This is a genomic window from Prevotellamassilia timonensis (genome assembly GCF_900106785.1).
In the GTDB taxonomy this organism is placed as follows: Bacteria; Bacteroidota; Bacteroidia; order Bacteroidales; family Bacteroidaceae; genus Alloprevotella; species Alloprevotella timonensis.
In genome coordinates, this window is sequence record NZ_LT629845.1 from 160,830 (window position 1) to 184,010 (window position 23,181).

At 47.8% G+C, this 23,181-nt stretch carries 13 protein-coding genes; 10 read left to right on the forward strand and 3 right to left on the reverse strand.

All coding sequences use genetic code 11. The features are described 5' to 3' along the window. Window positions 1-66: 66 nt before the first annotated feature. Together BQ5453_RS09340 and BQ5453_RS09345 are read left to right on the forward strand one after the other, a co-directional pair. The gene (locus tag BQ5453_RS09340; protein WP_083361194.1) at window positions 67-3,489 is read left to right on the forward strand and encodes a SusC/RagA family TonB-linked outer membrane protein; all 3,423 of its coding nucleotides are present in this window, start codon (window positions 67-69) and stop codon (window positions 3,487-3,489) included. A gap of 84 nt (window positions 3,490-3,573) precedes the next feature. Beyond that, window positions 3,574-5,808 carry a RagB/SusD family nutrient uptake outer membrane protein gene (locus BQ5453_RS09345; RefSeq protein ID WP_071123015.1) on the forward strand — a complete coding sequence of 745 codons (2,235 nt, stop codon included), beginning with the start codon at window positions 3,574-3,576 and terminating at the stop codon, window positions 5,806-5,808. A 930-nt stretch (window positions 5,809-6,738) separates the two neighbouring features. Here the strand turns inward: BQ5453_RS09345 and BQ5453_RS09350 are convergent. Further along, window positions 6,739-8,142, reverse strand: a complete 1,404-nt coding sequence (locus tag BQ5453_RS09350) for a VapE domain-containing protein (protein ID WP_071123016.1) — start codon at window positions 8,140-8,142, stop codon at window positions 6,739-6,741. A gap of 1,215 nt (window positions 8,143-9,357) precedes the next feature. Between BQ5453_RS09350 and lpxD the strand changes: the two genes are divergently transcribed. The 6 genes from lpxD (at window position 9,358) to BQ5453_RS09380 (ending at window position 17,717) form a co-directional block, all read left to right on the forward strand. Further along, window positions 9,358-10,392, forward strand: a complete 1,035-nt coding sequence (lpxD, locus tag BQ5453_RS09355) for a UDP-3-O-(3-hydroxymyristoyl)glucosamine N-acyltransferase (protein WP_071123017.1) — start codon at window positions 9,358-9,360, stop codon at window positions 10,390-10,392. 166 nt (window positions 10,393-10,558) lie between these two features. Next, window positions 10,559-11,944 carry a bifunctional UDP-3-O-[3-hydroxymyristoyl] N-acetylglucosamine deacetylase/3-hydroxyacyl-ACP dehydratase gene (locus tag BQ5453_RS09360; RefSeq protein ID WP_071123018.1) on the forward strand — a complete coding sequence of 462 codons (1,386 nt, stop codon included), beginning with the start codon at window positions 10,559-10,561 and terminating at the stop codon, window positions 11,942-11,944. A gap of 36 nt (window positions 11,945-11,980) precedes the next feature. Continuing rightward, window positions 11,981-12,748: an acyl-ACP--UDP-N-acetylglucosamine O-acyltransferase gene (gene lpxA / locus BQ5453_RS09365; RefSeq protein WP_071123019.1), complete on the forward strand. Its 768-nt coding sequence runs from the start codon at window positions 11,981-11,983 to the stop codon at window positions 12,746-12,748. Between the two features lie 211 nt (window positions 12,749-12,959). After that, window positions 12,960-13,535 (forward strand): IS1096 element passenger TnpR family protein, encoded by a 576-nt coding sequence (locus tag BQ5453_RS09370; RefSeq protein WP_071123020.1) that lies wholly within the window; start codon window positions 12,960-12,962, stop codon window positions 13,533-13,535. A gap of 435 nt (window positions 13,536-13,970) precedes the next feature. After that, window positions 13,971-14,828 carry a tRNA (adenosine(37)-N6)-dimethylallyltransferase MiaA gene (miaA, locus tag BQ5453_RS09375; RefSeq protein ID WP_071123021.1) on the forward strand — a complete coding sequence of 286 codons (858 nt, stop codon included), beginning with the start codon at window positions 13,971-13,973 and terminating at the stop codon, window positions 14,826-14,828. 231 nt (window positions 14,829-15,059) lie between these two features. Next, entirely contained in the window at window positions 15,060-17,717 is a 2,658-nt protein-coding gene (locus tag BQ5453_RS09380; RefSeq protein WP_071123022.1) for a transglycosylase domain-containing protein, read from the forward strand. A gap of 67 nt (window positions 17,718-17,784) precedes the next feature. On the opposite strand, the gene BQ5453_RS09385 is transcribed toward BQ5453_RS09380, so the two are convergent. Then, complete coding sequence (locus BQ5453_RS09385) at window positions 17,785-19,617, reverse strand: DUF262 domain-containing protein (protein ID WP_071123023.1); 1,833 nt, start codon at window positions 19,615-19,617, stop codon at window positions 17,785-17,787. Between the two features lie 229 nt (window positions 19,618-19,846). Next, window positions 19,847-20,662, reverse strand: a complete 816-nt coding sequence (locus BQ5453_RS09390; protein WP_071123024.1) for a DUF5715 family protein — start codon at window positions 20,660-20,662, stop codon at window positions 19,847-19,849. Window positions 20,663-20,809: 147 nt separating this feature from the next. Between BQ5453_RS09390 and BQ5453_RS09395 the strand changes: the two genes are divergently transcribed. Further along, window positions 20,810-21,793 (forward strand): PhoH family protein, encoded by a 984-nt coding sequence (locus BQ5453_RS09395; protein ID WP_071123025.1) that lies wholly within the window; start codon window positions 20,810-20,812, stop codon window positions 21,791-21,793. 344 nt (window positions 21,794-22,137) lie between these two features. Further along, entirely contained in the window at window positions 22,138-23,079 is a 942-nt protein-coding gene (locus tag BQ5453_RS09400) for a phosphoribosylaminoimidazolesuccinocarboxamide synthase (RefSeq protein ID WP_022102762.1), read from the forward strand. The last annotated feature ends 102 nt before the right edge of the window (window positions 23,080-23,181 follow it).

A 23,181-nucleotide genomic window follows, 5' to 3' on the forward strand; every position in this document is an offset into this window, starting at 1 on the left:
GTTTCGCCTGCCATTGTGCAGTGCGAACAATGCTTGAGCCTTATTTCAACCTTAATATTGCAAATAATGAACAACAATAAGAAAATACACTTGATGCAGGGTACCCTGAGAGCAGGAGTATGTATGTTCATGCTTTCAGGTGCATGCGTGCTTTCAGCCCAGACCCCTCAAGATGGTGACAACGTTGCAGCCCATTCTGCCCCAACGGCACCGGCTGCAAAGAAAAAGGCACCCAAATATCAGATGAAGGAGGTTACCGGATACGTGTTTGATGGTGCCACCCGCAAGCCTGTTGTAGGTGCAAGTGTTCAGTCGTTGAGCAACAGCTACTACAGCGCCATGACCGATGAGAATGGTAAGTACACCATTCGTGTGCCGGAGTTTGTAGACGTGTTGTATGTCTCTGCCAAGGACACCAACTACAATCCTGCCCAGTTGGCCATCAAGGGTGCCACAGGTCAGGACGTGTTCCTCACCAGCGGCATGAACGCAGACTTCTTTGCCAATGGCACCAAGCTGAACAATAATCAGAAGATGATGGTTGACGAGCCCAACTCACTTACCATCGAGAACGAGATGGAGAAGGGGCTGGCTGGTAGCTTGCGTGTCATCAATCGTGGTGGTATGCCCGCTCAGGGTGCAGCCATGTTTATCAATGGTTTGAACTCACTCAACAGCAATGCACAGCCTCTTGTCATTGTTGATGGTGTAATGCTCGATATGCAGTACGACCGCAGCTCTTTGCACCAGGGCTTTGTCAACAACGTGTTCAACATCATCGACCCCGATGACATTGAAAGCGTAGAAGTTGTCAAGAACGGTACTGCCCGTTATGGTGCAAAAGGCGCCAATGGCGTATTGCTCATCAACACCCGTCGTGGCAAGAGCATGGTAACACGCATCAACTTCCGTGCCTATGCAGGTTTTGAAACTTCGCCTGAGCAGATGAAGGTGATGAATGCCAGCCAGTATCGCAACTACATCAGCGAATTGATTGGTACACAGCCCAACAACGACGTTGTCAGCAGCACCAAGACTACACCGTTCCTCAACGAGGATCCCAACTACTTCTACTACAAGCTCTATCACAACGAGACAGACTGGCAGAAGGACCTCTATCACAACACATTCACGCAGAACTACAAGGTGAGCGTTGATGGTGGTGATGATGTGGCATTGTATCACCTCTCTTTGGGTTATGCCCAGAGCGATGCCACAGCCAAGAAAAACGACTTCAACCGCTTGAGCATTCGTTTCAACACCGACGTAAACATGTTCAAGGACTTTGTTACAGGTTTGGACTTCGCTTATTCGCGTAATGCCTATAACCTTCGCGACAATGGTTGGGCCGAGAGCTATGCCACACGCAACATCACTTCGCCCAATGTGTTGGGCATGATACAGACACCGTTCATCAGTCCGTATGCCTACTATGTACACTCTACGGGCAACAATCTCGAACTGGTACACTCTAACACCGTATATTCAGGCAAGATCTATAGCGACAACAACAACCCCTATATGTTTGGCAGCAGCTACGGCTATACGGGCTTGATCAACCCCTATTGGATTTTGCAGAATGGTGATGGTGACAACAAGAACTTCCAGGAACAGACACAGTTCAATCTCAATGTATCTCCGAGCTACAAGATTAACCGTTTCCTCACCATCAAGGACCGTTTCAGCTATATCCTCAATCGCAGCAACGAAAAGTACTACTTGCCTAAGTATGGTACACCTCCCAAGAACGTTGAAGGACTTGGCGATGTAACAAGTATCGTAAGTACACAGTTTGCCAAGGAAACCACCCTTTACAACGACTTCTGTGTTGATTGGCACCGTGCCTTTGGCGCACACGACGTACAGTTGTATGGCGGTTTCCGCATGAACTCTTACTCATACAATGCGAGCAACATCACTGGTTACAACAACGACCAGGATAAGATGCCTAACATGGCCTACTCATTGCAGTACAAGAGCTATGGTGGTGCAAACGACAAGTGGACCAACTTGGCATATTACCTCAACGTAGGCTACAACTACAAGAACAAGTACTTCCTTACAGGTACCATGTCAATGGAAGCCTCTTCGCGTTTTGGTAAGAAGGCCGAACAAGGCATCAAGCTCTGTGGTGTTACTTGGGGTCTCTTCCCCTCATTGCAGGCTGCATGGGTTATGTCGTCTGAAAAGTGGTTCAATGTCAAGGGCATCGATTATTTGAAGCTCACCGGTGGTTATGAAATCAGCGGTAATGACAACATCGACTACTATGCCACACGTACATACTTTGCCAACACCCAGTTCCTTGACAAAGCAACGGCACTTGTACTCGAAAACATTCAGAACCCCAAGTTGCAGTGGGAAACAACCAAGCGTTATAACATCGGTTTGCAGGCAAGTGCCCTCAACAACCGCTTGAACTTCGCCATCGAATACTTCCACAGCAACACCGACCACTTGCTCACCCGCAAGGCAGTGAGCGACATCACAGGCTTGGCCACCATGTGGTCTAACGACGGTTCATTGCGCAACAGTGGTGTCGACTTCAACGTCAATGCCATGCTCGTGCAGCGCAAGGATTGGCGTTGGCAGGCAGGCTTCTCAATCGGCCATTACAAGAATGAGATCACGGCTCTGCCTTCAACCTCGCTCAACACCATTCGCACATACGCCCTTGACGATAACGGCAACCGTATAGCTGATACTGAAAAGCAGATACATGGTTACACCTCGTCAGTGTATGGCACCAACAACATACTTACCGCTGTAGGTCATGCTGCAGGTGTATTCTATGGTTACAAAACAGCAGGTGTGTTCTCATCAGACGCCGAGGCACGTGCAGCTGGCAAGGACGGCAATTACCTCCGCTATCCGACAGGTTTGGCCGAACAGCCCTCGCGCGACTTCAAGGCAGGTGATGTACACTTTGTAGACCAAAACGGTGATGGTTGGATCAACGAAGCTGATATGGTAGTCATCGGCGACCCCAATCCCGATATCTATGGTAACATCTACACCTCGCTCAGCTGGAAGGGCCTGAAACTCGACGTCAACTTCAAGTATTCTTTGGGCAACGACGTGTTCAACTACCAGCGTTCGCAGTTGGAGGCACTCAACAACAACTGGAATCAAACAACTGCTGCTGTCAACCGTTGGCGCTACGAGGGACAAAAGACCGACATACCCCGTGCAATGGATCCTACCAGCACACAGTGGGTAAACAACGAGCGTTTCTCAGACCGTTGGATTGAAGATGGTTCATACCTCAAGCTTAAGAATATCCGCCTTACTTACAATGTGCCTGTAAACCTCAGTTGGCTGCTTGGCCTCTCAGTATGGGGCGAGTGCAACAATGTGTTTACCATTTCCAAGTACACAGGCAACGACCCCGAGTTCTCGGCAGGCAACGGCGTGCTCTATCAGGGCATCGATGCAGGCTACCTCACCCAGGGCCGCAACTTCAATCTTGGTGTAACCATCAACCTCTAACAGAAAAGGGTAGGGAGTGGGGAGTTCAGAAGTTGGTTTCTGACTTCTCAACTCTCACCTCTCAACTCTCAATACAATACAGCAATGAAACACAAATCGATTTTAAGTCTTCTCATCTTCCTCATGGGATTTGGTGCTGTCACCACATCTTGCGAAGATATGTTGACCCCCGATATGAATCGTTACGCTGAAAACTTTAGTGGAAAGGATACCATCTACTTCTACACAGGTATTTTGCGTAACGTTCAGGACATGGTTGAGCAGAACCAACTCTTGGGTGACCTGCGCAGTGATTTGGTAGCCCCAACAGCTTATGTGAGCGACTCCGTTTCGGGCATAATCAATTACGACCGCACCAATGCCAATGCCAATCGTGACGGCGACAATGGCTTGCTCAATCGTTCTGCCTACTACAAGGTAATCAACCAGTGCAACTTCTACCTTGCCAAGGTTGACACCAGTGCAGTAAAGAACAACATTTACTACATGAAGCGTGAGTATGCACAGGTTGTTGACATTCGTGCTTGGGCTTACATTCAGTTAGTACAGACTTACGGCCGTGTACCTTTCATCACCAAGCCTGTTGACAATGCCGACACCGGTTGGGAAACCAAGCCCGAGGGCGACATCTGGGCAACAGCCGACAACTTGGTCGACCTGTTGAAGGGCGACCTCGAGCGTGCCAATGCCATAGAGCACACTTTAGGCTATCCGCAGTATGGTGAGTTTGCCACAGGTAATGACAACTTCAAGGTAAACAGTTCATATTTGCGCTTCTATTCCGACATACTCCTTGGCGACCTCTACCTTTACCGTGGTGCCTCAAAGCAAGATTATGTTGAAGCAGCTAAGAATTACTACTACTTCCTGAAGGAGCAGTCACGCAAGGGCGTAGGTGTATCAGGCTCTTATGCCACATTCGGCAAGAACATCAACACCAATGGCTCATATAGTTATTCGCCCAACATCAACTCATGGGTGTCACGCGGCCTTGCAGCCACATCGCTCAATGCCGAGAATGTCACTTTGTTGCCTTCAGCTGCCAACAGCACCTTTGGTCGCGTTTTGACCAAGGTGGCACAAATCTATGGCTTCGATTCTAACTCAACCAACAGCACCTCGTCAAGTGGTTCTACATCAGGTAGTGTTTCACTCAGCGTAAACTATAAGTCACGTCAGGTAGAGCCCTCAAATGCGTATCTCAATCTCTGTAAGGCTCAGAACTACTCTGTTACAACTTCAGATAACACCACAGGTGCTCCTACCAGCGTAGAGTATTACACTGGCGCAGGTGATGCACGTTTGGCTGCTACAGCTCCTATCTTCGAAACCAAGGAGGGAGGCCGCAACCGTTACATTGTAAAGGAGGCTCCTGTAACCTATGTCAATGCCAGCAGCACAGCAGGTGGTTACGACTTCAGACACTACAAGTCAATCTATCGTCTGAAGCAAATTTACTTGCGTTACGCCGAGGCAATCAACCGTGCCGGCTACCCGCGTTTGGCTTACGCCGTGCTCAACACAGGTTTGACTAAAAACACCGTTCCCGAATTGGGCGACTCTATCGCTTACGACGACGCTGCACATACAAAGCAACTCGTTTATTACTTGGATAGTACCAAGACCACGACTCCCTATCATGCCGCATTCTTCGTCGGTGTTGATGAGTTGCGCCGTGCACAGGCTGAGCCCGAGTACGCCAAGTTCCTCGACTTCACCTCAAACAACTGGTCAAACGTAGGTATTCATGAGATGGGTACAGGCGTAACCTCGTCAATGGACAGCCTCAATAGCTTTGCATTGGCTGTACATGGCAATATTGCCAAAGGCGGAAAGATCAAGGGTCGTATATTGCAGGAAAAAGAGCGTTGTGCAGCACTTGCCGAGACCAATGTGCAGAGCATCAAGCGCCGTGTACGTTTGCCTTGGAACGATGTTGTAACACCTGAAGAAGGTGGTACTACCACACCAAGCCTCGAGGAGCAGCGCAAGGACTATGAAACGCTTGATCCGGTTGAGCCGCTTGCCGCAGATCCTGCCGAAATCAATGCTGTTGAAACGTTGATTGCTGACGAATATGCACTCGAAACGGCTTATGAGGGTACACGTATGTTTGACCTCATTCGTATTGCCCGTCACATGAACCTTGACAGCAACACTGCTGCCGATTATGGTACAAAGTGGTTGGCATGGAAGATTGCCCGTCGTAACTTTGATGGTGCACCTTACGAGACACCTGCCACTTACGATGGCTTACTCTTCGGCAAATTGCTCGTTGAGGATAACTGGTATATCATCAGTCCTGTTTATAACAAGTAATTACGTGGGCGTGGCAGATAATCCCGCCCATACGGAATACATCTAATTAAGGATTCGAAGTTTAGTCAAACAAACTTCGAATCCTTTTTGTGTAATACGTATAACCCTCCAATGCTTCTCAGTATAGTATATTATTGCTGTCCAGTGAAACCATTCTGATATTAAAGCTCACGGATCGCACCGATAGCACGGATTTTTTTGCTTATGCAATGTGCTTTAGCACCACGGAGATGACGGATTTTACGGATGTTGTGAGCATTGCATGCTCACTTCGCTATTAGCTCGTTGCTGCGACCAGGTCCCTTACTACATAATCTGTGCTAACGTATTTCGTCACAGGTACGTTACGGGCCAATAGCGAAGTGAGCATGCAATGCTCACAAAATCCGTCAAATCCGTCATCTCCGTGGTGCTAAAGCACGTTGCACAAGCAAAAAAATCCGTGCAATCGGTGCGATCCGTGAGCTTTAATATCAGAATGCTTTTACTGGACAGCAATAATTTAGTGTATGAAAATTGCACTTTCCCGCGAGACGCGTCGCCCCCATTAGAGGTAGCGTTTGGAGCTTGAGTCTGTTTGCGAGCTTTCGTTTTACCGAACAGTTCCCTTTGCCAGAATGGCAAACAAGTTGAGATAATAACAAAGATGATATTTGAACTTTGTTATATAGAAGTAATAATAGTTGCAAATAGTAACCCGGTTGCCACGCTACGGCGTCAGCCCTTATGTCTCTTGAGGCCACCCGGACGATAGTCCGTGGCCGTCCGCCGCGCAGCGGCCTTTTGTGTTTCTTATGTAGCTTATGTTCTTATGTTCCCGCGGTAAGCGGCTAACACAAACGTATATCTTCTGTCCTTCTGTTCTTATGTCCTTATGTTTACCGCGTTAGCGGCTGCCAAGCCACACTACGGCGTCAGTCCATTAGCACATTAACTTTCTCGTGCTTTCACCCAATACATCACCCCGCGGTTGCACCTCTTGCGCGGCACGTCGAGCTGCATCAGTTCACGTCCCAAAGTGTTAGGCGTGGCATTGCGCACCATGCCACGCAAGTCACGCTTGAGCGTGCGGAATATGGCCGTGGCCGTCTGCCACTTGCCACCATCAACCAGCTTGCCCTCATCAGCCACCTCGAAACGGCGCACAAAACACTCGCGCAGGGGCGACGACTGGTAAAACAATCGGTTGTGATGCTGAATGGCAGCCTCCTCGGTGTGCGTGAAATAAGTCAGTTCACCCGACAACACCTCGTGCAACAGTTGCGCATAAAGCTGCGCATAGTCAAGCGGCGTGTCACAGTCTATCACCCCGTGCACCTCCTGACAAAAGAAACGGCGGCTGCCCGTGGGGTCGTTCAACAAATCGTAGCGGTTGCTCGTACCAATAAACGAGGCCACGCGCGGCATCTCGGAAAAACCGCTCGCATACGGACGACGCGACTGCATGGTGCCGAGCTGCACCAAATTCTTGAGTTTGGCCGCATGGTGCTGGCTGTAACGGTCAAACTCATCAAGGTTGACAAGTGCAAAGCGCGACAACGCCAATTCGAGCCGCTCCGTGCCCGAGAGTTCAAACTTTTCGGAGTAGTAGTTGCGCAGTTCGGGCGGCAGCAACATGCGGCAGAAGGTGCTCTTGCGCAGACCCTGCTCCTCGCTCACCAACAAGGGTATCATGGCATTGCCACCCGTCTGCGAGGCGGCACCACCCTCAGCACCATGCCACCCGGCCACCATGGCGCGCAGCCAGCGGTGGAACACGGTGGTCCACAGCGGATCGCGGCTCACACGGGCGGCGAGGGGTGTCACGCGGTCGGTACCGTCCCATGCGGGCAACGATTTCAAATAACTTGTAAAGGGGTGGTATTGCGGCATATAGTCCGACTCCAAAATGCGGTCCACATCGTTGTTCCACACCATGCACCCGCGTTTGTGCAAGTCGATAACAATGGTGTTGCGCACCAGTTTGTTCACCGGCACAAACTGGGCAGAGACCTCATTGTGTCGGCGTATTTCGGCCACGCGGTCAAGCACGTTATAGCGCGTGTCGTACATCTCGTCAACCATTTGCATGGCTTGTTCCGTAAGGGAGGGCGTGTCGGGTTGCTCATGGTATGCTTTTACTGGTTGCGGCTCGGTAACATTATTCGGTTGTGGCTTGACAAATTCTTTCGGCTGTGGTAGTTCGTCGTCATACTCCGCCGCCGTTTGTGGCATGGACATTCGGGCTTCGTCAAGTTTTTCAATCACGCGGTTGGCGATACGGTCAATCAGTGCATCGATGCCCTCGTGCATAATTTGCTGCACAAATTGCAGCAAGGCTTGTTTGGTATTCATGATAATATACAATTTAGTTAGTAGTGGGTGCAAAGATAGGGTGCATTATGGCTTGCAAACAAAAAAAGTGTACAAGTTGTACACAAATAATGTTTCCCGTGCTAAGCAACCAACAAGCAACACTACGGCGTAGCCCTTATGTTCTTGAGGCCACGGACTAACGTCTGCGTGACCTCAAGAACATAAGGGCTGACGCCTTAGTGCTTTGGCCGCTAACGCGGTAACCATAAGAACAAAAGAACATAAGTACATAAGGCCGCTGCGCGGCTTTAGGCCACGGACTAACGTCCGCGTGGCCTAAAGAACATAAGGGCTGACGCCTTAGTGTTACAAGTGGTAATGCTACGGCGTCAGTTCATTAGCATATTACCACATTAACATATTAGCATATTCCCGCATTAGCATATTAGTCCGCGCACACAAACTCGCTACACTCTACACTTTTACAATGTAAGCAGTTGATAATCAGTAAATAAAAGCGTGTAGACACCATCATTATTTGTCTGCACTGCCGTCTGCACGCATCAGATTTGCCACAGCGTAAAAACAGTTATGGGGGCAAGACTTTTCTGTCGGAGCAACAGAAAAGTCTTGCCCCCATAACAAAACCCTCAGAGTGCGATGTCTGATACAGCAGCCTGTGCAGACAAATTAAGCGGTGTGTATACAAATTTTGGCGTTATCTACACGCTGTAAAGTGTTCTGTATCAATGCTATTATAAGGAAAAGTGCAGAGTGCAGACAGTTTTACAAGATATTGTATGTAAGGGTAGGTGAGTGTTCTGCTTATTGCCATGTAAATCTGTCATTGAGATAGCGTCATCCTCAAGCAGACAGCCCTGATAGGCTATAGTTTAGGAATGGGAAATAGTACAAACCCCTACAAACCTGTACAAAACTGCGCATTCGTGTAAAAAACCATAGGTGTAGGGGCTTATATCGAATATTTTTGCGATATTTGCATAAACCTATGTCTTTGATAATACGGGTAAATATAGTCTATAAGTCGTATGTTTGAAGTAAATGTGCTGAAAACCAACGTATTACGATTTGTAAACTGTTGCAAACGATGTTGTTGTCAAATAATTGACGCACAAAGACATACCAAGGCCAAAGCCTTTAGACAACGAAAATAAAAAGATATTGCGCGTCGTCCACCTGCTAATGAGGTGGGTGGAGACCACTCTTTACAAACAAGAAAAGCAATCACTATACATGGAATTTTCTGCAAAGCAAATAGCCGAGTATCTTGGCGGTACAGTTGAAGGTGATGAAAATGCCTCTGTAAAAACCTTTGCCAAAATAGAGGAAGGCGTGAAAGGTGCCATATCTTTCCTTGCTAACCCGCATTATGCACACTACCTTTACGACACCCAGTCGAGTATTGTGCTCGTAAATAAGGATTTTAAGCCAGAACACGAGGTGCACACCACACTGATACGTGTGGAGAATGCCTATGAGGCCATAGCCCGTTTGCTTACGCTCTATCAGTCGACCATGCAGAAGCGCACAGGCATTCACCCCTTGGCCTGTGTGGCTGAAACGGCTACGGTGGGCGAGGGCAGCTATGTGGGCCCGTTTGCTTATGTAGGTGAACACGCCGTTGTGGGCAAGGGCTGTCAAATATATGCCGGCGTGGTGATAGAGGAACGTGCCACCGTGGGCGACGATTGCTTGTTCTATCCCAACGTGTCGGTATATCACGATTGTAAAATTGGCAACCGTGTGACGCTGCATTCAGGTTGTGTGATAGGTGCCGATGGTTTTGGTTTTGCTCCTGCTGCCGATGGCTATGAAAAAATTCCTCAAATAGGTATTGTTACCATTGAGGACGATGTAGAAATAGGTGCCAACACTTGTGTTGACCGTTCAACCATGGGCTCGACCATTGTGCGCAAGGGCGTTAAGCTTGACAACCTCGTGCAGGTGGCACACAACTGCGAGGTAGGCGCCAATACAGTGATGTCGGCCCAGGTGGGTGTGGCAGGTTCTACCAAGATTGGTGAATGGTGTATGTTTGGCGGACAGGTAGGCATAGCGGGCCACGCTGTGATAGGCGACCGTGTGCTTTGTGGCGCCCAGGCAGGCATAGCAGGCAGCATACGCAAGGGCCATGTGACAATACAGGGCAGTCCGGCAATCGATGCCAAGAACTTTATGCGCTCGAGCGTGGTGTTCAAGTATCTGCCCGAAATGCGTCAGGAAATAGAGGCGCTCAAAAAGGAAATACAGGCGCTGAAGGCAAAATAGCGTGCGTAAAACGCACTTGGCGGTGCAGAGGCAAAGTAAGTTGAATCTCGGCCCTGGGGCGCTTTGGCATTTGCACGGTATGTGCTGCTCAATTTCGAAAATCAAATCATATTATCCATACAAAACAGAGGACAGTTGCTTGTAATTGTCCACATCATATAACATTATGTTAAAACAGCAAACATTGGCCGGCAGTTTCTCGCTCTATGGCAAGGGGCTGCACACCGGACTCAGTTTGACGGTGACATTTAATCCCGCCCCTGAGAATCATGGCTATAAAATACAACGCATAGACCTTGAGGGCGAACCCATAATTGAAGCTATAGCCGAGAATGTGGTAGACACCTCGCGCGGCACAGTGGTGGCAAAGGGTGAAGCCCGATGCAGCACCATTGAGCATGCCATGGCTGCACTTTATGCCATGGGTATTGACAACTGCTTGATACAGGTGAATGGTCCGGAGTTCCCTATCCTTGATGGTAGTTCTATACTTTACGTTGAAAACATCAAGCGCGTGGGCGTGGTGGAGCAGAATGCCCCCAAAGACTTTTATGTGATAAAGAAGAAGATCGAGTTCCGCGATGAGGAGACCGGTTCGTCTATTATCATACTGCCCGACGACCAGTTCTCGATCACTACCATGATATCGTTCGAGTCGCAGTTTATCAACAGTCAGTTTGCGACCCTTGACGACATGGCCAATTTTGAAACAGAAATAGCCTCGGCACGTACATTCGTGTTTGTACGCGAAATTGAACCTCTGCTCAAGGCCGGTCTTATCAAGGGCGGCGACTTGGACAATGCCATCGTTATATACGAGAAGCAAATATCGCAAGAGGCGCTCGACCGCTTGGCCGACCACCTGCACGTGGAGCATCGCGACGCTACAAAGCTTGGCTATGTGCAGGATCGTGCCTTGGTATGGCAGAACGAACCGGCACGCCACAAGTTGCTCGACATCATAGGCGACATGGCCCTTATAGGCCGTCCGATAAAGGGTAGAATTATTGCCACACGTCCGGGACACACTATCAACAATAAATTTGCGCGCCAAATGCGTCGCGAAATCCGTCAGCACGAAATACAGGCGCCAAACTACGACCCCAATGAAGAGCCGCTGATGGACGTTAACCGTATACGCGAGTTGTTGCCGCACCGCTACCCCATGCAGTTGGTGGACAAGGTGGTAGAGACTGGCTCAAACTTTATTGTGGCTGTAAAGAATGTGACGTCGAACGAAGCCTTCTTCCAAGGTCACTTCCCGCAGGAGCCTGTCATGCCCGGCGTGTTGCAAATTGAGGCCATGGCCCAGGCAGGTGGTTTGCTCGTGCTCAACTCTATTGAGGAACCCGAGCGATGGAGCACTTACTTCCTGCGCATAGACGATGTAAAATTCCGCAAGAAGGTGGTGCCGGGCGATACGCTCCTGTTCAGGGTTGAGCTGATGGCGCCAATACGCCACGGCATTTCTACAATGCATGGTTTTGCCTTTGTGGGCGAAACAGTGGTGATGGAGGCCACCTTTACGGCTCAGATAGTTAAGAATAAGTAAGAGCTTGTAAGGCTCTCATGCATATAAAGATTAAATATGATAAGTCCGTTAGCATACATACACCCCGAAGCTGTGATAGGCGAGGGTTGTGAGATTGGTCCGTTTTGTTACATCGACAAAAATGTGGTAATAGGCAAAAATAACCATCTGATGAACAGTGTTACGCTGCTGTCGGGTGCGCGCATTGGCGATGGTAACCGCATTTTTCCGGGTGCTGTGATAGGTGCCATTCCACAAGACCTCAAGTTTAAGGGTGAGGAAACTACCGCCGAGGTGGGCGACAACAACACCATTCGCGAGAATGTGACTATTAACCGTGGTACTGCCGCAAAAGGCAAGACTGTGGTAGGCTCCAACAACTTGCTGATGGAGGGTATGCATGTGGCACACGATGCTGTGGTGGGTAATGGTTGCATCATTGGCAATACTACCAAAATAGCCGGTGAGGTGGTGATAGACGACTTTGCCATCATTTCGGCCTGTGTGCTGATACACCAGTTCTGCCATGTGGGCAGTTATGTGATGGTGGGTGGTGGTACACGCACCAGCCAGGACATACCGCCTTACTGCATGGCAGCCCGTGAGCCGGTGGCTTACTGTGGCTTGAACTTGGTGGGCTTGCGCCGTCGTGGTTTCAGCCGTGAGCTGATTGAAAACATACACAACACTTACCGCTTGCTTTATCAGCGCGGCAAACTGCGTGAAGAGTGCTTGCAGGAAATACGCGAAACGGTGCCAATGAGTCCGGAAATTGAGTATATCCTCGACTTTATAACGTCGTCAAAGCGTGGTATTATCAAATAAGGGTGGTTCTAAAAATTCTGTTTTTAGAGTTCTGCTATTCTGAAATGTGATTTGCACGCTCTCGAAAGTGTCTTTTTGAAGTTTTGTTCGGTCACATAGCCTGCTATGCTCCCTCACAAACTTTCAAAAATACACTTCCGATAACGTACAAATCCCTATTTCAGAATTATTAGAACCACCCAGCCTAACTTACAAACACCGACTTAATAATATGGTATACAGAATAAAATTTATATGCGAGGAGGTGGACGGCTTTGTTCGCGAGGTGAAAATCGACAGCGAGGCAAGCTTCCTTGACTTGAATAAAATAATACTCGAATCGTGTGGCTACCCCGATGACCAAATGACTTCGTTCTATTTGTGCAACGACGAATGGGAACGCGGCGAGCAGGTAACACGTGAGGATATGGGCCTTGGCGACTCAGATGAGGATATCTATGTGATGGACAGCACACGTCTGTCGGAGTTGATAGAGGACGAGGAACAACGCCTGGAGTTTGTGTTCGACCCATTCAACAACCGCAGTTTCTACCTCGATGTGAAGGAGCTCATACCTGGTGAACATCTTGACAAGGCTGAGATTGTACGCTCGAAGGGCGATGCCCCCCAGCAGATTGAGGGTATGGACGATGACCCCGTGACGGCTATAACTGCCAAAAAGAATAAAGGGGGGTCGGCCGCTGACGATGATTATGCAGATGATGCCATATTTGGTGGCGCTTCGTTCAATGATGATGAAATAGATTTGGACGGCTTCGAAATATCTGAAGGCGCCCCGTACGCGTAATTGCTGGCTAAGTTGTTGAATTTTTGAATTCAGCAAGAGTGGGCTGAAAGCTCGGGCGTTCAAAATCGGCTTCAAAAGCGACGCCGAATTTGGGCATTTTGAGTTGCCAGAAACGCGCTGCAAAAAAACGTGAGCACCAAACGCTACCTCTAATGGGGGCGACGCGTCCCGCGTCGGGATAATGAAAAGGAAAGATACAAACTCTACTAAATAATAGCTGCATTTTTTTCCGACGCGAGACGCGTCGCCCCCATTAGAGGTAGCGTTTTGAGCACCCAGGTTTTCAGCCCGCCTTCCTAAATCCGAAACTTCAATTAAGTTATAAAGGAATACGATAGAACTGATGTCCGTCAAAGGGGAATGACCAGATGCGTCATGCCGGTGAAGGACATCAGTTGTTTGTTATTCGGTAACGACATTTAATAACGTGCTATTTTGAACAAGACACTAAAGGTAATAATCGGTCCGACGGGGGTGGGCAAGACGGCTTATGCCCTGCAACTGGCAGAGCAGTATGGCTGCCCCATACTCAATGCTGACTCGCGGCAGATATATCGCGACATACCCATAGGCACTGCTGCACCCACAGTTGAGGAACAATCCCGTGTTAAGCATTACTTTGTGGGCACACTCGGGCTTGAGGACTATTATAGTGCAGCGCAGTATGAGCAAGATGCCATGGCGTTGCTCACCAAATTGTTTGCAGAGCATGACACGTTGGTGATGGCCGGAGGGTCGATGATGTACATCGATGCGGTGTGTAATGGCATAGACGACATACCCACGGTGGACGATGAGACACGCGCCTTGCTCAAGACACGCTATGAGCAGGAGGGGCTTGAGCCTTTGGTGGCCGAACTGCGCTTGCTCGACCCCGAATATTATGACATTTGTGACAAGCGCAACCCCAAACGCGTGGTGCATGCGCTCGAAATATGCTATATGACGGGACGCACTTTCACCTCGTTCCGGGTGCGCAAACAGGTGCAGCGCCCATTTAATATAGAGAAAATAGCTTTGAACAGGCCGCGCCCCGAATTGTTTGACCGTATCAACCGACGTGTGGACTTGATGATGGAGGAGGGGCTGCTTGACGAGGTGCGCCGCGTGTTGCCCTACCGGCAGTGTAACTCGCTCAACACGGTGGGCTATAAGGAGTTGTTCAAATATCTTGATGGCGAATGGACACTCGACTTTGCACTCGACAAAATTCGTCGCAACTCGCGTGTCTATGCCAAAAAGCAACTTACTTGGTTTAAGAAGGACGCCGGTGTGAGGTGGCTCGAGTTGTAAATGCGCGATGGTTAGCAGGAGGCTGGCAGGCGTGGGGGGTGGCAGGTAGATGGTCGTTATCGTACGCTGCCGGTGTTGTGCTTAATATTTTTTTATCGCATAATTTTTGCCTTCCGTTAGCATTACATTAACTTTGCAGCATATTAGGCATTGCCGTGATTAGGACTGAAACAAAATGTAGCCTTGTCAATACAGTGGCAATGTAAAACAAATACACACAAATTTACTACAATGAGTAGCAATATTATCAGTAAAGTGGCACAGTCCTTGTGCAAGTTGGGACGAGGTGTGCGCAACGGTTGGAACTGGTATAAAGGACAATATAAAGGTCGCCCCTGGTGGTATAAGACTATTACAGCCATTTGGTCGTTCTTTGCTTTTGTCATTTTTTATTGTTTCGCCGTATACTTCAATTTGTTCTGGCTGTTTGGCAAGTCGCCTTCGATTGAAGATATTATAAACCCTAAAACGGCAGCAGCCTCTGAAATATATAGTGCTGATGGCAAGTTGCTCGGCAAATATTTCAATGAAAACCGCTCGCCAGTGCCTTACGACTCAATCAGTCCGGCTTTCTTCGAAGCTTTGGTGTCGACTGAGGACGAACGATTCTTTCAACATCATGGCATAGACTATCGTGGTATGTTTGCTGCGGCAAAAGATGCTACTCATGGCCATGCACGTGGTGCCTCTACCATCACGCAGCAGTTGGTGAAGAATATGTTTCGCGTGCGCACGCAATATTCAACGGGCTTGCTCGGCAAGGTGCCCGGACTGCGCATCGTGATAATGAAGAGCAAGGAAATTATCATTGCGCGCTTGATAGAAATGTTCTGCGATAAGAAGCAGATACTCGAGATGTATGCCAATACGGTTGATTTTGGCTCAAATGCTTTCGGTATCAAAACCGCTGCCAAAACTTACTTCAGTACAACACCGCTCGATTTGAAACCCGAGGAGGCTGCTGTGCTTGTTGGTCTGCTCAAGGCTACATCGGCATACAATCCGAAAATAAATCCTGAAAACTCAAAGAAGCGTCGTAACACGGTGCTCAGCAACATGTATTCGCATCGTGCCATGCTGTCGGAACGCTTTGGTGATGTGTATATTGCTGATAAGCAGACGCTCGAAAAATTGCAGAATAAGCCTATCGACTTGAAGTTTAGCGTAGAGAATGCTTACGATGGACAGGCTCTCTATTTCCGCGAAGCATTGAAGGATTATATGGAGAAGAATTTTCCCGACCTCGATGTGTACTCTGATGGCTTGAAGATATACACAACGCTCGACTCGCGTATGCAACAGTATGCTGAGAAGGCTGTGCACGACCAAATGAAGGTGGTGCAACGCAATTTTGATGCACACTGGCGTGGTGTGGGCGACCCTTGGTGTGACGAAAAGGGACAAGTGATACCCGGATTTATTGAGGACAAGGTGCGCAAGACTGATACCTATAAAATGTTGCAGGCAAGGTTCCCCAACAACCCCGACTCGGTAGATTATTACCTGAACAAGCCCCACGATGTGACTTTGTACAGCTATGACGGACCGGTGCACAAGAACATGTCAACCGTCGACTCGCTGAAGTATATGGTGAAATTCATGCACACGGGTTTCGTGGCAATGGAACCTGAAACGGGTTATGTGAGAGCTTATGTGGGCGACATCGATTTTAAGACGTGGAAATACGACAAGGTGCGCTCTATGCGACAGCCTGGTTCAACGTTCAAACTCTTTGTGTATGCTACCGCAATGAAACAGGGCTTGACACCGGCCGATACGCGCAAGGACGAATACATACGTATGCGTGTGTATGACAAGTTTAAGCACGATAGCGTTTATTGGCAACCGCATAATGCCAATGGCCGTTTTTCAAACGCTGAAATGCCCCTGCGCTCGGCTTTTGCGCGCAGTGTTAACACCATAGCAGTAAAACTTGGTCAGGAGGTTGGCATATCTAATGTGATTCAAACAGCACAGGATATGGGCATCAAGTCACCGCTTGATGACAATCCGTCGTTGGCTTTGGGCTCTAATGACGTGAACCTTTTCGAATTGGTTAATGCTTATGGCACCGTAGCGGACGATGGTATTCATCAGGAACCGGTGATGGTGACAAAGATTGTTGATGCTGACGGAAACACCATATTCGAGGCTAAGCAAGAGGAGGGCACCCGCGCCCTGCCGCAAACTGCCGCTTTCTATATGCAGAAACTGTTGGAGGCTGGTGTGCGCGACGCTGGCGGTACATCGCAGACTCTGGGTGCAGGTATGTATCTCGGCCCATTCTCAAACCAACTGGATATGGGTGGCAAAACCGGTACGTCAAACAATCACTCTGATGCCTGGTTTGTGGGCGTGACACCGAGTCTTGTGGCTGGCGCTTGGGTTGGTGGCGAATATCGCAGCATACACTTCCGCACGGGCGCTTTGGGACAGGGCAGCCGTACAGCACTGCCTATTGTGGCCCAATTCTTCCGCAGTGTGATGGACGATGCCTCGCTTCGCGGCAAATATCAGCGTAAGTATGGCATGCCCCCTTCTGATGTGGCACCTTCAACTTATGAGGCTGTTTATAACGCTCCGGCTGCAAAGAACGACTCGCTGTCGAACGACTCGCTTTCGGTAAACGAAGAATATGATGATGAAAACTTGTTGGGCGGCGAAGGTCATAGCGAAGGTCATGAGGCTGGTGCCGATGCAGCAGAGTCGCATAACGAGAATGCAGCAACCCATAAAGAAGGCAATGCGCATAACAACAATGCGCATAACAACAGTGCAGCATCATCGGTATCTTCCTCACAAAGCAGTGCACAATCTGCTACAAAGAAGGAGAAGAAGGAGAGAAAATCAAAGAAGAACAATAATAACCCTGAAGCTTTCTTTGATTAGTGAGTATTGCTTCAAAGTAGAATAATAAAAGGAGGTTGGAACGCAAGTGTGTTCCAACCTCCTTTATCTAAATATCGGGGAACTTAAACATTATCATTAACTGTTGTATTAAAGCTTCAGACCTGCGTTTAATATCCTCGATTGTCCATGTATCTAACTCGGCTATTTCTTTGTTGATATCGAGTCCATTTCGGTAACCGATAAAGCGTTTGCCATCTTTACTCTGTCGATCGCGTTTCTCAAGGAATGATTTGTTGCTCAATGTGCTATTATAGCCAGTGATTGTCAGATTGCCTATTTTATGCGTGTATTCGTTAAGGTATTTTTTTGCACGTTCTGTATCGCCTCCAGCAATCATGTCAACCCAACTTTGTGGTATATTTTCTCCTTCGGGAAATATATGCTCAATAGTCCAGATATACACATTCTTTGGAGTACGAGCCCAAAGGTCAGTCCATGTTTCTTGTGTCATGGCAGATTCTGCAAGTTTGCAAAGCATATATCGCGCAGCACCCACGTTTTCCTTGTAGATATCTCCTTGCAGACTTCTCTCGAACATTTCGTCTGTCGCGCAGTTATTGGCTGTATTCAATAACTTTACAATAACCTTAATAACCTCTTTACCCTTAGGCATTTCATTCTCTATGTGAGCAATGATGTCCATAAAAATGCGTGTAAGATCACGCGTGCTTGGGTAGTCCGTAACATTACGTCTGACAAAATACTTGTTTAGCAATTCTATCAAAGTGTTTATGTCAGTATCTGCCAATTCAAGCTCCGTTTTATACTTTAATACATACATTAGAAGAAGATAAGAAGGAGCACCTTGTATGTGTTCAAGGTCTTCAAGATGTTTCTTGTATGGGTTGTCTTCTTGTTCTTGTAGTATTAGCCACGAGTAGTATTTTCCGCACTCGATAACGTCTGTAAGAAACAGGTTGAGATCTTTATTTATCAGTTTCTCAAATATCTTTAGCAAGTTCGATTTCGTTGCTACAACTCCAAGAGGGTCTTTTTTTCTGTCGCTGTCGCTGCGGAAGGGATCGTTTAAGGTACGTTTGAAAGCATTGTAATATTGACGGAAGAAACGTTCTTGAGTTCCATAGTCGTCGGAAAGATATGCCAAAAGCTGCTGCCAGCGATTGAAGCAATCATCGGTTGTGAGATGGTTGTTTTCAGCTTTTGCCATTATGAGATTCTTCATTAAGTCTATGGCTGTAAGAGGAGTTCCCCTGTTATTAAGTGATTCAAACAGAATGTAAGCGTCCGAATGAGAGGATACCTCCATCTTGACAAGCATAGCTTGCTTTAATTTATCAAACTTGCCTAAAAGGAATGCCACTTTATTTTCTGGTTTCATGTTCTCCATCTCTTTATCCATAAGCATCAGAAAATGTTGATAGCAACGTGAAACTTTTCGTGAGACAAAGTATGGTTTCCTTGTTGAGGCTGATTTTTTCAGTCCAAGTTCGGACATGATGAAGTTGTAATCTTCCAAATTGTTGTTCTGCACCTGTGGAACCAACTTCATCTCATTTGGTGACAAAGAACTTTTCAATGACTTTCGTAATGCTGGAAGAATATCCTCGTCATCTTCGTCCATATAATTTTTGAATTCTCTCAAACGAGTGTAGATGGCAGCTAAAAATAAACTGATAGTGGTAAGTCGTTGCTGCCCATCTATCACTTCCATGTAGGGGCAGATCGAATCCCCTAAAGGTATGCAGATGATGGAACCAATGAAGTATTCAGGATTATTTTCGCTGATATCGTCATAGAGAGCATCCCATTCTTTGCAGTTCCATGTGTATTCACGCTGATATTTTGGAATAGAATAGTAAAATTTGCCGTCCGAGGCGAATATCTCGTAGATATGGTATTTGTTTACGCTTTGTATCATGGTTTACTTTGTATGTTTGTTCGCTGTTTAGACAAAATTGAATGATGCTTCATTACGTTTGTTTATGACTTGTATTGTCTTGTAGCGTATTTTATATAAGATGCGCTATTATAGCATATTAAGTTATATTAGTGCGAGTAGTGAAAATCTTTTGAAATCAGATGTCGCATCTATAGACGAACAATATGGGCAACTTAACAGTAAACTGTGTAGTGTGGCAGATTGGGCGTCATCGCGCTGTGATGTGAAAGCACGATTGGTTCTTTTCGTATTTTACATAGCATACTCCCATTTCGCGCATATCATTGAGCACCTCAGCAAGGATAGATTTATAAACCGTCACCCATCGCATTTCGCATTTGCCGTCGGGCTGAATTTCCAAAAAGCGGTTGTACGACACATCGAATGTCGTGCCAAATTGGTGGCACGAGTTTTCTGATGCGTTTTGATTAAAGTTGCGTAGTTTTTGCACGTCCTCCTTTGTGCGTAGCACCGACGTGATGAGCAGTTTGTGTGGAGGGTAGCCCTTTGTGGCCAACGAGTCGTTGAAGGCCCTTGCTATGACATTGAGCAGTCGAGCTGCCCGTGGTACAAGGTAGGGGATAGATTGGTGCAGGCGTTGCACATGGTAAAAAGGATTGTCGGCAATGTAGACCAGCTCCTGCATGTGCTTGTGTGCTTCCTCGCGGTTTTGGATTTGCGGAATGCCAAGGCGCTTGGCAGTAGCCAGTTGCACATCATTCAGGTCGGGAAAGGAGGTCTCAAATCGTGGCACACTTGTCACGCGGTTTTTGACACGACTACCGTCTTTGCGTAGCAGAATGGGCTTGTTGCGCACGGTGAGCAACAGTTTGTCAACTTTGGCAGCTTGCACCTCTATGCTGTCGGGCGTGTGCGATTTGATTTCGCTTTTGTCATTGTCGTTATTGGCCAGTCGTGGCAACCGCCACTCAGGGTGTGTGCATTTAAGTATGCCAAGCGTGATGAATATAATGCCGAAACCCACGATGAAATGTATGCGACGCGGTTTGTAAAAGTTCTTCATAAAGGTGTTACTTGCTTTGAAATGTAAAGTTTGCGCGAAAATGCGTTCACAAAGTTAGCGCATTTCGGTGGTATTTTTTAATTTTGCAGATAAATAAAACTGAAATAATAAAGGCAGTCCTATAAATGGGCTGGTACAAACTTTTTCATGATAGAGAAGCATTTCATACTTGAGGAGGCCGACCCCGTCATATTTTATGGGGCAAACAACGTGAACATAAAGATGTTGCGTGCCTTGTGTCCGAAATTACGTATTATGGCGCGCGACAATGTGGTGCGTGTAATGGGTGGTGAAGAGGATATGGCTGATTTTGAAGATGTGTTTCAAAAGCTTGAAAAGCATTGTGCCAAATTCAACCGCCTGGCAGAGGAGGATATACTCAATATAGTAAAAGGGCATACAACCAATGCCGAAACGTCGCAAGACGTAATAGTGTACAGCACGGGTGGCAAGCCCATCACGCCGCGCTCTGAAAATCAGCGCAAATTGGTTGAAGCCTACGACAAATGTGACATGATTTTTGCCGTTGGGCCGGCAGGTTCGGGAAAGACCTATACTGCCATAGCCTTGGCTGTGCGCGCTTTGAAAAGCAAGGCGGTAAAGAAAATCATATTAAGTCGTCCCGCTGTTGAGGCTGGTGAGAAACTTGGTTTCTTGCCGGGTGACATGAAGGACAAGATTGACCCCTACTTGCAGCCCTTGTATGACGCGTTGCAAGAGATGATTCCGGCAGCCAAACTGCAGGAGTACATGGACACCAATGTCATTCAGATAGCGCCGTTGGCCTTTATGCGTGGCCGCACGCTTAATGATGCAGTGGTGATACTTGACGAAGCGCAAAACACCACCTCGGCACAGATAAAGATGTTCCTGACCCGTATGGGCTGGAATACCAAAATGATTGTGACGGGTGACCGCACGCAGATAGACTTGCCGTTGTCGCAAAAAAGCGGTCTTGTCGAAGCCCAGCGTATATTGCAGGGAGTTGATGGCATAGCTTTTGTTGAAATGACGCAGAAGGATATCATTCGCCATAAACTTGTGACACGTATAGTCGAGGCATACAAGCGTGAGGACGATCGTGTAAAGCAACTGCGCGAGCAGCGAGAAAACGAAAGCAAAATATCGTAATGAGACGGGAAGGTAGTAGTTGGAGCACAATGTGATGGTGATATAAACGCCATGCGGCAAATGGCGCTTCTCCTGTTGCCTTTTTGTATTTTATGCAGGTATTCAAGTTCCGTCTATACGCTCACGTCCAGCATTAGTCAATATGCCTCGACTTGTTAGCATACGTTCAGATTGAAGAACGTGCGTAACGGGTTGCGTACGTGATGAGGCCAAAACTACTGAAGCAAACGCTGCGCAATTCATGCCAGCTGATAGTGAACAACGACTCATAAATTCGGATAATTACAAACATTGGCAGGGACAAAGGCCTGTGCCTGAAGCTTTGCTCAAAATACCAAATAACAATGTCTGCTTTAACAAAAACTGATTTCCATTTTCAAGGACAAAAGAGTGTTTATCATGGCAAGGTGCGTGATGTTTACAACCTTGGCGACCGTTTAGCCATGGTGGCAACTGACCGTATCTCGGCATTTGATGTAATCTTGCCCAAGGGCATTCCTTTCAAGGGACAAGTGCTCAACCAAATTGCTGCCAAATTCCTCGATGCCACAACCGACATCTGTCCTAACTGGAAGTTGGCCACCCCCGACCCCATGGTAACGGTTGGTGTGATGTGCGAGGGATTTCCCGTTGAGATGATTGTACGTGGCTACCTCTGTGGCAGTGCATGGCGTGCTTACAAAAGCGGTGTGCGCGAAATCTGCGGTGTGAAACTGCCTGAGGGCATGAAGGAAAACCAAAAGTTCCCTCAACCCATCATAACGCCTACAACAAAGGCCGAGATTGGTGAACATGACGCCGATATTTCAAAGGAAGAAATCTTGGCACGTGGCCTTGCCACTCCCGAAGAATATGCTGTGCTCGAAAAGTACACCCTTGCACTCTTTGAGCGTGGTACCGAAATTGCAGCCAAGCGCGGCCTTATTTTGGTCGACACCAAGTATGAGTTTGGCAAGCATAACGGCACTATCTATTTGATGGACGAAATTCACACGCCCGACTCTTCACGTTATTTCTATTCAGAAGGCTATGAGCAGCGTTTTGCCGCAGGTGAGCCTCAAAAGCAGCTCTCAAAGGAGTTTGTACGCGAATGGTTAATGGACAATGGTTTCCAGGGAAAAGAAGGCCAGCAAGTGCCCGAAATGACAGACGAGATTGTCAACAGCATTTCTGCCCGCTACATCGAACTTTACGAGCACATTACAGGTGAAAAGTTCGTTCCTGAAGAGACTGGCGACGTACTTGCCCGTATCGAGAAGAACGTGGCTGCCTACCTTGCCGAGTAAATAATATTTGTAGACACAAGTACGCACCACACCGTAGGTGCAATAACACTAAATGCCAGTGTATAAGTCGCGATATCAAAGTCGTGTGGCTTATACACTGGC